Origin of the sequence: Akkermansia muciniphila ATCC BAA-835 (assembly GCF_000020225.1) — a bacterium.
Taxonomy (GTDB): Bacteria; Verrucomicrobiota; Verrucomicrobiia; order Verrucomicrobiales; family Akkermansiaceae; genus Akkermansia; species Akkermansia muciniphila.
This window is the reverse complement of record NC_010655.1, coordinates 334,157-347,343: the sequence shown is the minus strand read 5'-3', so window position 1 is coordinate 347,343 and position 13,187 is coordinate 334,157. Positions and strand designations below refer to the sequence as shown.

At 55.3% G+C, this 13,187-nt stretch carries 18 protein-coding genes; 12 read left to right on the top strand and 6 right to left on the bottom strand.

The features are described from left to right. Nucleotides 1–198: 198 nt before the first annotated feature. A complete protein-coding gene (locus AMUC_RS01645; protein WP_042447544.1) occupies nt 199–1,317 on the bottom strand; it encodes a peptidylprolyl isomerase in 1,119 nt (372 codons plus the stop codon). A gap of 178 nt (nt 1,318–1,495) precedes the next feature. On the opposite strand from AMUC_RS01645, the gene AMUC_RS11730 reads away from it, so the two are divergent. The 4 genes from AMUC_RS11730 to AMUC_RS01625 are packed head-to-tail and all read left to right on the top strand — an operon-like array spanning nt 1,496 to nt 4,167. Next, nucleotides 1,496–2,221, top strand: a complete 726-nt coding sequence (locus AMUC_RS11730; RefSeq protein WP_012419345.1) for a UbiA family prenyltransferase — start codon at nt 1,496–1,498, stop codon at nt 2,219–2,221. Between the two features lie 55 nt (nt 2,222–2,276). Next, on the top strand, nt 2,277–2,927 hold the full coding sequence (locus AMUC_RS01635) for a MotA/TolQ/ExbB proton channel family protein (RefSeq protein ID WP_012419344.1): 651 nt from the start codon (nt 2,277–2,279) through the stop codon (nt 2,925–2,927). Nucleotides 2,928–2,951: 24 nt separating this feature from the next. Then, nucleotides 2,952–3,383, top strand: a complete 432-nt coding sequence (locus AMUC_RS01630; protein ID WP_012419343.1) for a hypothetical protein — start codon at nt 2,952–2,954, stop codon at nt 3,381–3,383. Between the two features lie 19 nt (nt 3,384–3,402). Then, complete coding sequence (locus tag AMUC_RS01625; RefSeq protein WP_012419342.1) at nt 3,403–4,167, top strand: energy transducer TonB; 765 nt, start codon at nt 3,403–3,405, stop codon at nt 4,165–4,167. Between the two features lie 263 nt (nt 4,168–4,430). Here AMUC_RS01625 and AMUC_RS01615 read toward each other — a convergent pair whose 3' ends face one another. From AMUC_RS01615 to AMUC_RS01600, 4 genes are all read right to left on the bottom strand, one after another. Then, nucleotides 4,431–4,874: a hypothetical protein gene (locus AMUC_RS01615; RefSeq protein WP_012419341.1), complete on the bottom strand. Its 444-nt coding sequence runs from the start codon at nt 4,872–4,874 to the stop codon at nt 4,431–4,433. 13 nt (nt 4,875–4,887) lie between these two features. Then, complete coding sequence (locus tag AMUC_RS01610) at nt 4,888–5,151, bottom strand: hypothetical protein (protein WP_012419340.1); 264 nt, start codon at nt 5,149–5,151, stop codon at nt 4,888–4,890. Between the two features lie 79 nt (nt 5,152–5,230). Continuing rightward, nucleotides 5,231–5,863: a hypothetical protein gene (locus AMUC_RS01605; protein ID WP_042447543.1), complete on the bottom strand. Its 633-nt coding sequence runs from the start codon at nt 5,861–5,863 to the stop codon at nt 5,231–5,233. Between the two features lie 106 nt (nt 5,864–5,969). Next, nucleotides 5,970–6,302, bottom strand: a complete 333-nt coding sequence (locus tag AMUC_RS01600; protein ID WP_256150996.1) for an HU family DNA-binding protein — start codon at nt 6,300–6,302, stop codon at nt 5,970–5,972. 188 nt (nt 6,303–6,490) lie between these two features. Between AMUC_RS01600 and rnhC the strand changes: the two genes are divergently transcribed. Next, nucleotides 6,491–7,375 carry a ribonuclease HIII gene (gene rnhC / locus AMUC_RS01595; RefSeq protein WP_012419337.1) on the top strand — a complete coding sequence of 295 codons (885 nt, stop codon included), beginning with the start codon at nt 6,491–6,493 and terminating at the stop codon, nt 7,373–7,375. 4 nt (nt 7,376–7,379) lie between these two features. Here rnhC and AMUC_RS12290 read toward each other — a convergent pair whose 3' ends face one another. Next, a complete protein-coding gene (locus tag AMUC_RS12290; RefSeq protein WP_012419336.1) occupies nt 7,380–7,898 on the bottom strand; it encodes a septal ring lytic transglycosylase RlpA family protein in 519 nt (172 codons plus the stop codon). 216 nt (nt 7,899–8,114) lie between these two features. Between AMUC_RS12290 and AMUC_RS01585 the strand changes: the two genes are divergently transcribed. From AMUC_RS01585 to AMUC_RS01555, 7 genes are all read left to right on the top strand, one after another. Continuing rightward, nucleotides 8,115–8,837: an NUDIX hydrolase gene (locus AMUC_RS01585; RefSeq protein ID WP_012419335.1), complete on the top strand. Its 723-nt coding sequence runs from the start codon at nt 8,115–8,117 to the stop codon at nt 8,835–8,837. Nucleotides 8,838–8,965: 128 nt separating this feature from the next. Then, on the top strand, nt 8,966–9,562 hold the full coding sequence (gene trmB, locus AMUC_RS01580; protein WP_012419334.1) for a tRNA (guanosine(46)-N7)-methyltransferase TrmB: 597 nt from the start codon (nt 8,966–8,968) through the stop codon (nt 9,560–9,562). Nucleotides 9,563–9,567: 5 nt separating this feature from the next. Then, nucleotides 9,568–10,701, top strand: coding sequence for a tRNA guanosine(34) transglycosylase Tgt (gene tgt, locus AMUC_RS01575; protein WP_012419333.1), 1,134 nt, complete (start codon nt 9,568–9,570; stop codon nt 10,699–10,701). Between the two features lie 8 nt (nt 10,702–10,709). Next, complete coding sequence (yajC, locus tag AMUC_RS01570) at nt 10,710–11,030, top strand: preprotein translocase subunit YajC (RefSeq protein WP_157738216.1); 321 nt, start codon at nt 10,710–10,712, stop codon at nt 11,028–11,030. Between the two features lie 124 nt (nt 11,031–11,154). Next, nucleotides 11,155–12,006 (top strand): EF-hand domain-containing protein, encoded by an 852-nt coding sequence (locus AMUC_RS01565; protein WP_012419331.1) that lies wholly within the window; start codon nt 11,155–11,157, stop codon nt 12,004–12,006. Between the two features lie 10 nt (nt 12,007–12,016). Further along, nucleotides 12,017–12,919, top strand: coding sequence for a tyrosine recombinase XerC (locus AMUC_RS01560; RefSeq protein ID WP_012419330.1), 903 nt, complete (start codon nt 12,017–12,019; stop codon nt 12,917–12,919). Between the two features lie 15 nt (nt 12,920–12,934). After that, nucleotides 12,935–13,186, top strand: coding sequence for a hypothetical protein (locus tag AMUC_RS01555; protein WP_042447541.1), 252 nt, complete (start codon nt 12,935–12,937; stop codon nt 13,184–13,186). Nucleotide 13,187 lies beyond the last annotated feature (1 nt).

The window sequence follows — 13,187 nt, the reverse complement described above, 5'->3', positions numbered from 1 at the left end:
AGGCGGGATGACTTGCGGCCGCCGTCCAGTTATGTATGAAGGCGTCTTCCAGAGATATGGGCGAGAGGAAGATGCCCCCGGCAGGAGAAGGAGAGCGGACGGAACGGTTGGCGGAAAGAAAAACAGGGGAAATGAAAGAGAGAACGCCGGACCGGCCTTGTTGAATGGGCCGGTCCGGCAATGGGGAAAGGAGAAGAATCAGATGTATATTTTGACGATGGCTTTTTTCCGGAGGCGTTCCACCCATTTTTTATAACGTTCATTGCTGCGCTTGTTGCGCGCCATGATGTCAATCTGCTCCTTGATGGCGGAGAGGGGGGGCGGCGGCGCCAGTTCCTTTTTCTCCACCAATACGATGGTGAAGCCGGTGGAGTCCACCAACGGTCCGATGATTTCGCCGGGCTGTGCGCCAAAGATGATGGCGGCGGATTCCGGGGAGAGCGTGGAGCGTTCCGTAACGGGCCAGTCACCGCCTTTTTCCGCATATAGATCCTTGGAGTAGCGTTTGGCCATTTCCTCAAAGGTGGCGTTTTTGGATTTGATTTCCTTGGCGATGAGTTCCGCCAGGTTCAGCTGTACTTCCGGCGTGGAGGCGGAGTCATCCCCCAGCATGGGAATGAAGATTTTCTTGAATTTGATTTTGTCTTTGGTCAGGTCCCGGTATTGTTCTTTGGTAGATTCGTATTCCTGCTGTATTTCCTCCGGAGTAGGCGGTATTTCCTGGTCGTATTTGGAAGCCCGCATGATTTGAACCTGAAGCTGTTTTTTCGTCATTTCCCGGAAAGCGCGGATGGTCATGCCGGAGAGGCTCAGGTTTTTCAGGAAGGCGGAACGATCTCCGTTAAAGGTGGTCAGGATGGTGCGGTTGACTTCCTGGTCAATGAGAGAGTCCCTAATGACGCCGCCCATGCCTTCAAATTCATTGCGGAGCAGTTCTCGCTCCACCAGGTCTTCAATGATGTTTTTTTTCGCCAGGGCCAGTTGCTTGTAGAATTCGGGCCCCTGTTTGGGATACTGGGCCGCGAGCTGTGCTCCGATGGGCATGAGACGCACGCTGACCTCATTGGCCGTGATGGGACGGCCGTTGACTGTGGCGGCAATCCGGTTGACGATCCGCTGGGGCTGAACACGGGATGCCGGCGCTTCTTTCGGAGAGATGCGCTTGGATTCGTCTGGCCGCACCGTTTCCCTGCCTTCATCCCCGTGAAGCTGGACGGCTCGTGGAAGGGAGGCCCGTGAATCCACGATGCTTTGCCCCTGTGCGGACAGGGGCATGGTACAGATGAGAAGCGCCTGGATGTGGGTCCTGATATTCATGGGGGGAGAGAAGAGTATTTTTAATGCCTCCGGCATGATAGGGGACAGCCCTGCAAAGACAATCTATTTCTGGGTATGTATGGATGCTGCCCGGCATGGGCGGGATGCCGGTTCCTGCACTTTTGCTGACTGTGGATGTGCTTGGTCATCGCCGTTTTTCCCTGTACAGTATGCGGCGATGCATGATTGCCGTTTATTGAGAGGAGTGCTCCGTTCCTCCCGTCCGGCCAATATTCCCACGCTGTTTACCAACGCGGCGGCGGCGTGGGCTTCCGTCCGTGGGGCGGAGCTGCCGCCTCCCGCCCTGTATGGGGGCGTAGTGCTGATGGGGCTGTGCTTTTATTTGTATGGCATGTGGGAGAATGACCGTGTGGACGCCAGGTGGGATGCCGCCCGTTATCCGGACCGCCCCGTGCCGTGCGGCGCGGTGAGCGTTTCCGTACTGAGGCTGTTGTCTTTGGCGGCCGGGTTGTCCGGCCTGGTGCTGAACATGGCGCTGGGCGGGGAATTTGCCGTGGGGGCTTTGCTGCTGATTGTGATTTCCCTGTATAATGTGTTCCATAAACTGTGGAGCGGCTCCATTGTTTTGATGGGGTTGTGCCGCGGGGTGTGGGTGCTGGCCGCCGGCCTGGCATTTGCCCGTTCGGGTGGAGAGTCCGTTCCTCCTCCGGCCTTGCTGTGGTATGCTTTCGGCCTGTTTTTGTTTACCTGCGTGATTTCCGCCGTAGCACGGCGTGAGGCGGGCAGGCCCCGGGTTCAAAGGGCTGTGACGGTGCTGCTTTCCGGCATGTGCCTGTTTGATGCGGTATGGCTCCTGAGTTTCGGTTCCTTGCTGTGGCTTGGTTCCGTCTTATTATGGGCGGGAACGCGGCTGCTGCAGAAGCTCGGCTGCCGGGCCACATAGGTTTGAGTTGAATTTACATGGGAAGTGTGCATGATCTAACGCGAGAAAGAGGGTTATGAATGAATTGATCATCAAGATAGGTCCGTTGTTCTGGGTTTTGAGCGTTCTGGCCGTTTATGCGCTGGCGGTTGTCGCGGAGCGGATTTTGTATTTTCACAGGATTCAAATTAATACTGGAGATTTTTTAAGAGGTATTTCCAAGCTGGTAAATGCCGGAAAGACGGATGAAGCCCGGCATGAGGCTTCCATTTTACCGGGACCTGCGGCCCGCGTGGTTTCTTCCGTGCTGGCGCATGCCGGATTGAGGCGTGAAGAACTACGGACTGTGGCAGAGGATTCCGTTCAGATGGAAGTGTTTCAGATTGAAAAGAATATCCGCGGATTGCTGGTAGTGGCTACGGTGAGCCCGCTAGTCGGCGTGCTGGGGACGATCCAGGGGCTGGTGGGATTTTATTCCCAGCCGGGGGTTCTGGAAGGGAAGGCTCCCTCTCTTGCCATGTCGGATGCCGTTTACCAGGCCCTGCTTAGTTCCGCCCTGGGGCTGAGCATTGCTATTCCCGCTTATTTGTTTTATTCCTACCTGGCCTCCCGCTCCCGCCAGATTGTACATTCCCTGGAACGGGCCGGCACGGAGGCCGTTTGCCTGGTGTGTGATGCCCGGCAGAGGCGCGAGGCCGGAGAGAGCATGAACGGCCGGGGCGTGTGAGTGCAACAGGGAAGGAGGAAAGGCATGCAGATCAAGACCCGTTCAACATTGCCCGCCGGGGCGTTTTTCATTCAGGTGGTCGTCCTGCTGGATTTGGTTGTTCTTGTCTGCGTGCTGACGATCATGACTTCCCGTGTGGGAATGGCGTACGGGTATGAGGTAAAGGCTCCTTCTTCCCATTTTCTGATGAATATTGTGGGGGATGTTGAGTTTATTTCAGTTACGGCTGGCGACCAGCCCGCTTTTTATATCGGAAACCGCCTGATTGAAGGCGGGCTGCCCGGCGTTTCCTCAGAATTGGACCGGATTTCCCGGGAGCATGGGGAGAATGGGAGCCGTATGGGGATTGCCCTGCGTTTGGATGATTCCGTTTCACGGGCCCTGGAACAGCAGCTGGTGGATATGGTGCTTGCCAAGGGGATGACGTGTTATATTGCCGCCGAGCCCGCGGATTGATTTTTTCCCTTGTTACCTCATGAAGCTGAATAAAAAGAGCCGGGATAAAATTTTCGACCTTCATTTGGGATTGACGTTTGACTGGAGGGAAACCGGCCTGTTGCGCTGGCGTATTTTTCTGTGGATGCTTTTTTTTGGCGTTTGCGCTTTTGCCGCCGGCCTTTTTGTCCATGTGGAGGTGCCGGAAATCCGCAGCAGGGGAGATCAGCCGGGTGCCGTGGTGCTGCTGCCTGCAGATAATCCGCGCCTGCATCAGTATGTGCTGCGCAATACTCCTCTGCCTGTGAGAGGCCCCGTTTGGGCTGATCCGGTGACGGCCGGCCCGACCGGGGAAATGGGTGTGACTTTGCCTTCTCCGCGTTCCGCAGATACGCCTCTGGCCCCTCTCCCCCCCGTGTCCGTGCCCACTGTGGCGGATCAGGTCTGGCGTATGTGGCAGCATCCGGATTTTCATATACGCGCCATGATGAATCCTTCCTTGGAGATTTCCGGAACATGCATTCCCTATTTGTCTTTTTGTTCCCCGGGGCTGGATGGACGGATTGTTACAGCCGGCTCCCTGTCCGGTTTTTCCAGAAGTGAAGATCACACGGGGCTGAGGAGTGATTTTTTTGTGGTGGTGGATGTATGGGGCGTTCCTTCTCAAGTTTTGTTACTGGAGTCTTCCGGAAGTAATGGAGCGGATGAGTCCGCAATGAGGTTCGCCCGGTCTTTGCGCTGGGTTCCGTCCCGGGAGCCGCGGAGCGGCACCATGTCCATCGAATGGAAGGAGGAAGAGCCGTGAATATGACCCTCCAAGATTTTTTGATGCGCCTGTTTTTACTGGGCGCCGGCGGTTTTTGCGCTGTGGTGTCTGTTTGCCTGGCTGTGGGATGGATACGATCTTTCCTGGATCGGAGGCGCAAGTTCCAGTGCCGGATATGCGGATTCCGGTTTTATATGGAGAAGGGGAATTCCCGTGCGGAGTGCCCACATTGCGGTGCGGCCAATAAAAAGAGCTGAAAAAACTCCGGGCAGGAAATGGCACCTGGGACGTTTCCGGCGGCTCTAATAAATCCGCAGAGATTCTTCATCAATGGGGAGCGAGTCCATGCCCAGGTCTTCCGCACCGTGTGTTCCCATTTCTTCCCGAACATAGATGACGTCCACCCGGCTGCTCTTGCCTTCGCCGGAACGGTAGCGGATGCGCGGTTCCCTGATGACGACGGTATTGCCCCCCATGGCCGCAGCTTCCTTGGTGAAGTAGTCGATTAGTTCCTTGTCTTCCATAGAGACATGGACAATGCGCCCTTCCGGCCCGTTAAAATGCCCCACGTTGGTGTATTCCCCCATGGGGTATTCGTCAATGACCAGAACTTCGTTCTGGGGGATGGGCGCACGCGGAGGACCGGAAGTGACCGGCGTCCACGCATTGGGGCCGGAGGGAGAAGAGCAGGCTGTAATCAGGCTTGTAATGAGGCAGAAGGCCGGACTGAAAAAAGGAGCTTTCATGGTTGTCCTGCCGTCAATAATCGGCAGGCGGCACAAAAATGCAACGGTAAACTTCGTTGCCGTCATGAAAGATTTGGACCATGACACGCTCCGGAGTTCTTTTAACGCAATAGGAGTCGTGTTCTTCAGGGATGGGGGGCGCATAACGGCGCGTGCTGCGGCGCGCAAAGACATGCTGGCGGAATACTCCCACGACGGCATGATTGCTCATTTTGACAATGGTATAGTAGTCGCTGGTAGGCAGGGTGATGGAAGGAGGAACGTCTTTGGCACTCACGGGCAGAATTATAGATGGCGGCTGAAAACAATGTCGAATCTGAAATGTGGCATGGGATCACGTCCGAAACATCGGCGCATCAGTCCGTGCGTCCCATCATTTCCCGCGTTTCCTGAATAGTATGCGCCTGGGCCTGCCGCGCACTCATGATAGTTGGCTGTCCAAAGCTTTGTCTCTTGGCTTCAATGTCCCGGTTGACAGTGTGGCCGAGGCGCTTGTCCGCATCTTTCCAGGAGCGTCCATGAAAGTCGGATTGCTGCGTGGCGTATTGTTTGGAGGCATCCTGCCAGGAGTGGGTATTTACTCCCCTGGCGCGGGCGATGAAGTCCGGTGTTTCCAGTTTATCATCCGTGAAGGATTTGATGCCGTCCCATTTCTTCGTTTCAAACCGGGTGGAGGCACCGTCAAATTTCTTTTTTTCAAAGGATGCGGTTTCAAAAGCCTTTTTTTCGATTTGAGACGTGTTGCCGCTGTACCGGAGCCCTTCAAAGGAACTCCGTTTTTGGGACACCATCCTGGTGTTTCCTTCCTTGTCCGTCTGCTGGCCGAAGCCGCCGGCGAATTTCGCTTCCAGGGCATCCATCAGCTCTGCGTCCGTTTTTTCCGAATCAGGGCGTTGCCGGGGCTGAAAGTTTGTAGCTACCGTGCGTTCTGTAGCACAGGAGCAAAGTGCTGCTACGGTGATCAGAAGAAGGTGCTGTATCCGGAACATGCTCACGTTCCCTTATATTCCCGAATGCCGCGCAAATTGCAAACAAAAAGGCGCCTCCATTGTTTGATGGAGGCGCCCGGAGTAATCTGTCTGATCCCTGTGGGGATTACTTGGAGGCGGTCAGCTTGGCGACCTGATCCTTCAATTCCTTGCCAACCTTGAATTTGACAACGGAGCGGGCCGGAATCGGCACATCCTGGTCGGGATTTTTGGGGTTGCGGCCTACTTTGGGCTTCACTTCCTTCACCTGGAAGGTTCCGAAATTGCGAATCACCACACGGTCGCCTTCAGCAAGGGTGCTGGAGATAATGTCCACGGCACGCTGTACGATGTCGAACACTTCAATCTGAGTGAAGTTGGTTTCGGCGCTGATTTTGTTAACGAGGTCTCGTTTTGTTAATGTTTTAGCCATATGGAGTGCAGAATGATATGAATGTATGAGTTTTATAGTTCAGCGTGCATGATTTGTCTCCTAAAAAATCACATAATCCGTGGCATGCTTGATTTTTACGTCCTCAACCGCGTGATGCGGGAATTTTGCTTGACCGGAATGGTTGGGATGCTTCCATTGCTTGCCCCGGAGTGTTCCGGCTCCGGGAAGGATATATGCGAACCACGTTTACAACCATGCTGACTGACGCCCAGGCCGGAAGGCTTGAGTCCATTCTTGAGGAAAAGGGGTTTGAAAGAAGAGAGATTCCCTATGCGCGTTTTTCATTTGCCGGGCCTTCCCTGCTGGCGACGGTTTACGAGAAGAAGAACAAGCTTCTTCTGCAGGGAAAGGGAACGGATGATTTTATAGAGTTTACGCTGGAACCGCAGGTGACCGGAGTTTTGGCCCAGCCGGAAGAGATGGAAAAAGGATGCGGTTTTGTTCCCCACTTCGGGATTGACGAGAGCGGAAAGGGAGATTACTTCGGCCCGCTGGTGGTGGCCGGCGTTTATGTGGACGGGGGCATCGGCGCCGCATTGCGCAAGCTGGGCGTTTGTGACAGCAAGCTGGTAGGGTCTTCATCCAGAATCCGTTGCCTGGCGGAGGGGATCCGCAGGGTGCCGGGCATCCGGTTTCATCTGGTAAGCATTGGCCCGGAACGGTATAACCAGCTTTATCCGGAGTTCGGGAATTTGAACCGTTTTCTCGCCTGGGGGCATGCTACGGTGATTGAGGGGCTGGCGGCCAAGGTGCCGGATTGTCCCATGGCATTGAGCGACCAGTTCGCCAATCCGTTTGTTCTGAAGAGGGCGCTTGCCGCCAAAAAGGTGTGTGTCCGGCTGGAACAGCGTGTCCGGGCGGAGAGTGATATTGCTGTGGCTGCGGCATCTATTCTGGCGCGCGAACGTTTTGTGAACTGGATGGATGCGGCGGGAGAGGGCGCCGGCATGAAGTTGCCGCTGGGAGCTTCCGGCCAAGTGGTGAAAGCTGCGCGCCAGCTGGTGGCCCTGCATGGGGAAGAAATGCTGCCCAAGGTGGCCAAGATGCATTTTAAGACCACACGGAATGTGTTGAAGTAGGGAATCAGGCCGGAGTGGCGCAAGGGGGCGCTTCTTTTTTCCATTTCCCGTCTCCTACGGAAAGGACGGTGATTCTGACTTTGTCCAGCCCATGGTGCTTCATGTCCAGCCGTTCTGCGGCTTCTTCACTAAGATCTATGATTCTGTTTTTGATGAAGGGGCCCCGGTCGTTTACGCGGACTTTTACGGTTTTGCCTGTTCGAAGGGATTGAACGAGCACTTCGCACGGGAGGGGAAGGGTGGGATGCGCTGCGTGCAGGTGCCAGGGGCGCACGTTTTCTCCGATCGCCGTTTTTCCGCTGACGAGCCCCCAAAGGGCGCATTCATTGTAATGGGAGGCAATTCCCGTTTGTTCATACGCCAGCGCCTGTTCCACGTTCATGGGATGGTAGCGGTGCCCCCGGATGGTATAGGGGCGGGTCATGTAGCCCGGATAATCCCGGCTTTTGGGAGAGGACGAGCAGGATGCCAGCCATAGCAGCCCGGCCAGCACGGACATTCCCCTGAGGATACCTGTCTGCATGATTTTATTATATGGACGGGGAGATGATGAAATGCAAGACGCGGGCGCGTTTTTCCGCCCGTGAAAAGCAGTCTTCCGGAAGTGGCGTGATGTTTCCCGGGGCCAAGCGGGCCGGCTTTTCATTGCCGTTTCTATTTTGATTTTGGTTGACTTGGCTGGTTCGCTTGCGTAGCGTTGGTGCGATTCTGGGAACTTACTACAATAATAGATAACATAATGAGCAGGCAGGCATTTTATCCGCATCTCTCAGTGGATTGTGTGTTGATCGGGTTCGATGAAGAAGGTTTGAAAGTTCTTCTGGTTGAGAAGACGCAATTTGAACCCGGCCATACCGGCACCATTTCCAAATTGCCCGGCGATTTGATTTATGAGGAGGAAGAACTGGATGCTGCTGCCCGCCGCGTTTTGTTTGACATGACCGGCATGTCTTCCCCCCATTTGGAACAGTTCCATACCTTCGGTGCGCCATCGCGCATCAAGAATCCGGAGGACAGGGCATGGGTGGAGGCTGTTTCCGGCCAGAAGATAGGACGCCTGGTGACGGTGGCCTACATGGCCATGCTCAGGATTTCCACCAAGCTGCGCAAACTGATGGAAAGCCACAAGACCCGCTGGGTTCCTGTAGATGATTTGCCGGAACTGGCGTTTGATCACCGGGATATTATTGACCTGGCGCTGGAGAGAGTGCGTTCTTCCGTGAAGAAGGAGCCTGCGCTGATTTATGACATGCTGCCTGCCAAGTTTACGGCTCTTCAGCTCCGGCGGCTGAATGAGGAGATTCACGGCAAGCCCATGGATGTGCGTAATTTCCACAAAAAGATCGCTTCCCGCCCCTACATTGTGCCGCTGGATGAGAAGGAGGAGGGGGTTCCCCACCGCGCCGCGCGCTATTACCGTTTTGACCGTAAAATTTATAATCGCCTTTATTGCCGGAGCTGACGGTTCCGGGCCGTTCTGGCTTATTTTTTCCGTTTTTCCGGGCCTCTTCCCGCCATGCTTGCGGGGAGAGGGTCTTCTCGTTTGACAGAGTCCGTTTTGTAACGCATCTTATCCGCACGTTGATTCCCATGATAAATCCGGCCTTTATTCCAGACGATTTTTTCAAGGTGCTGGCGCCTTCTGATATTTTTGGCGCGGATGGTCCGTTTGAGGTTGATTTGGGGTGTGGGGATGGAGGATTCCTGCTTCAGATGGCGGCCCATTATCCGGAGCGCCGTTTTCTGGGAATAGAACGGCTTTTGGGCCGCGTACGGGGGGTTTGTTCCCGGGCGGCCGTCCGCGGGTTGGATAACGTGAAGGTGTTTCGCGTGGAAAGCCGTTACTTTCTGGAATGGATGATGCAGCCCGGCTGCATTTCCCGGCTGCATTATTTATGTCCGGATCCTTGGCCCAAGGAGAGGCATCATAAGAACCGGCTGGTGCAGGAGGATTTTCTTCCCGTGCTTCACCGTTCCCTGTCCGATGGCGGGGAGTTCCTGTTCAAGACGGATCATGAAGGATATTTTCTGTGGGTGCTGGACCATGTGGCGCGCAGCGGTCTGTTTAGCCGTGCCAGTTGGGATGAGGACGAATTTTTTTATCCCCGTACGGATTTCCAGCTTCAATGGGAGGCCATGAGAAAGCCGATTTACCGCGCCCGCTTTATCAAATTGCAGAAAGTCTGATTCCGATGCCTTTTATACTTCATCAGAAAGATTCCTCCACGGCTGCGCGCCTGGGGTCGCTTGAGTTGCCGCATGGACGGGTTCCCACCCCCATTTTCATGCCGGTGGGAACGCAGGGTTCCGTGAAAACCATGCATCCGCAGGATTTGGAGATGCTGGGAGCTGAGATTATTCTGGGAAATACCTATCATTTGTCCCTGCGCCCCGGTTCCGCTTTAATTAGGCAAATGGGCGGATTACACAAATTTTCCTCCTGGAACCGCCCTATTTTGACGGATTCCGGCGGGTTCCAGGTCTGGTCTCTTGCCAAGCTCCGTAAAATTACGGAAGAAGGGGTGCGTTTCCAGAACCATTTGGACGGGGCGTACATGATGCTGAGCCCGGAGCGGTCCATGGAGATCCAGGCGGACCTGGGCAGTGATATCGCCATGCTATTTGACGAGTGCCCCCCTTATCCCTGCGACAGGAAGTACGCGGAAGCCTCCCTGGGGTACACGCTTCGTTGGGCCCGCCGCTGCAAGGCGTGGGTGCAGGAACATCGCCCCCGTTCCGGGGAAGGGCGTCAGCACCATTTCGGTATTGTGCAGGGTTCCGTGTATGCGGATTTAAGAAAGAAGTGCGCGGAAGAACTGGCCGCCATGGATTTTGACGGGTACGCCATCGGCGGCGTTTCCGTGGGAGAGCCGGAGGATGAAATGCTCCGCGCCATTGATCATTCCGCTCCCTGGCTGCCGGAGGAGAAGCCCCGGTACGCCATGGGGCTGGGCACCCCCCCCCAATTGCTGGAAATGGTTGCCCGCGGCGTGGATATGTTTGACTGCGTAATGCCTACCCGCCTGGCTCGCCACGGCGTGGCGCTGACTCCGGACGGCCCCATGCATATCAAGAATCAGCGCTGGGCGACGGATTCCCGCCCAATTGACCCGGAGGGACATCCGCATGTCACGCAATTTTCCCGCGCTTACGTGCGGCATTTGTTTAAAGCCGGTGAAATACTCGCTTTAAGATTGCTTTCTTTTCAGAATCTGGAATTCTATCTCCGGCTGATGGCCCAGGCGCGCGAGGCCATAGCCGCCGGCACGTTCGGTCCCTTCAAGGATTCGTTTATCGCGCGGTATAAAGCAAACGACATTTTATGAATATCTTTATGTTAGCACAGGCTCAGGATGCGGCGGGCGCCGCCGGGCAGGAACCCGCAAATATGTTTCAGCAGATTCTCGCCAGCCCCATGTTCATGTTTGTGATTATCATCGTCCTGTTCTGGGTGATGCTGATCCGTCCCCAGAGGAAGGCGCAGAAGGAGCAGCAGGCGCGCATCGCAGCCCTGCAGCGCGGGGACAAGGTGATTACAAACGCAGGGCTGCACGGTTTTGTGGAGAAGGTGAATGAGCGCACCGTTTCTCTCAAGATTGCGGAAGGCGTGGTGATTGAATTGGAAAAGAACGCGATCGTTCAAGTGGAGAAGTAAGTTTTTCCGCTTTCCGTACGTTTCCTGCATCCGCCCGTGTCGCCCGCCGGCAGGGGCGGATGTTTATTTTTGAAACCGTCTTTTTCCGGCGGGGTTAGTAAAAGTGGTTATGAGATTGCTCCACATGTTTATCTTGTCATGTTCCGCAGCGCTGGCGTTCGGTCTGTTCCCGTTTGCGGCAGGGCAATCCGTGGCTTCCGGTGACCGCGGGAAAATGGAAACTGTCCCCAGGCCCGGACTGGAATGCCTTCAGGTGACTTTGCTCATCCGCCAAATGGTTTTGGACCGCTATGACAGCACGAGTACGGGAATTTTGTCCGAACAGGACAAGGCCCGGTTGGTGGAGGATGCCCGCTCTGCGCGGAGGGAGGCCAGAAAAGCCTTCCTGAGGAAGTTTGATAAGGATGGGGACGGAAGGCTTTCCCCGGAAGAGTGCAGGGCTTTCCGGGAACATGTAGAGAAGCGGCGCGGGGTGCGCAGGCCGGATGCCGGGCCGGACAAGAGAGACGGAATTCCGTTTTACCCTCCCGCCGAGAGGAAGGAAATTCCTCCGCTCCCCCCTCCGGCAGAGGGGGTGGAAATGCCCATGGTGGAAATTCGCACGGTGGGACGGAAGCGCTTCATGGTTGCTCCCGGATTGTTTCTGCTGACTCGTAACATGTTGCTGCAGAATTATGATGCCAACGGGAACGGCCGCATTGATCCGGAGGAACATGCCGTTGTCATGAAAGATGCCGCGGCTCTGTACCAGGCCAAAATGAAGGAAATGATGGAGCTTTACGATTTGGACCAGGACGGTGTGCTCAGCCCGGTGGAGAGAGAGCAGGCTCTGGCGGACAGCCATAAAGACAGCCCTTTGTATGCCATGGAAGAACCGGACGATATTGATTTGTTCATCCGGGCCAATATTAGTGAAGTGCTGCTGAAGGAGTCGCCGGTGGATGCCGGGGATGACAAGGATAAAGGTACGGAGTAATTTATTCTTCATGATGAGGATTCCTCTGGAACCGGAACAGGACTTTCTTCAATATCTGGAGGTGGAAAAGCAGGCTTCTCCTCATACGGTGGAGGTGTACGCCCGCGCCTTGCGCCAGTTCAGGGCCTGGGCGGCTGATTCATTCCCAGGGTGGGAGAATTGTACGCCGGACCAGATGAGGGACTGGCTTTTCCAGGAGCTGAAGGATGAAGCCGCCACGTCTTCCATCCGGCTGAGGTTTGCCGCCTTGCGCAGTTTTTACCGTTTCATGATGCGGAGGCACGGGCTGGAGACGAATCCGATGACGGGCGTTTCCCTTCCCAGAAGGAAAAAAACGCTTCCCGTTTTCCTGACACTCAACCAGATGTTGGAATTGTTGGAGCTTCCCTACAAGACGGCCGTTCCCGCCAATGCTCCCGCATGGCTTCCCTACCGTGATGCCGCCATATTGGAACTTTTTTATTCCTGCGGGATGCGCCTGAGTGAATTAGTAGGGCTGGATGTCGGCAGTGTGGACCACCGTTTCCGGGGCGTGAAGGTAATGGGGAAGGGGCGCAAGGAGCGCATCCTGCCTGTGGGAACTCCTGCTCTGGCTGCTCTGGAAACTTATGTTTCCATGGCCTGTCTGCCGAAGAATTCCCCCTTGTTTGTCTCCCGTATAGGAACCCGGTTAAGCGCTCGCTCCGTGCAGATGATGCTGAACAAATATGTGAAGCTGTCTTCCATTCCTTTTACCATTTCTCCCCATAAGATCAGGCATACATTCGCCACGCACATTCTGGAGGCAGGGGCGGATCTCCGTTCCGTCCAGGAACTGCTGGGCCATGCTTCCTTATCCACTACCCAGATTTACACGCATGTGACGCGTGCCAGAATGGCGGAAGTTTACAGACAGGCGCATCCCAGGGCATAAGGGTTTTTTTGTTTCATGAAGGAAGAACTTATGTTCGCAGGTATTCTGCTTCTTTCCCAGGCATCTCCGGGGCCCGACCAGGCTTTTGTTACCCGGAGCACGCTGGCTTACGGCTTTGGCGCGGGAGTGATGGCTGCTTTGGGCATTGGTACCGGAATAGTTGCCCATGCTGCACTGGCTTGTACAGTAGGAGCATCCGTTTTTCACAGTTTCCTGGGGGTGGGGCTGTTTTGCGTCGCTTCCTGCTGGATGCTGTATTTGGCATAGA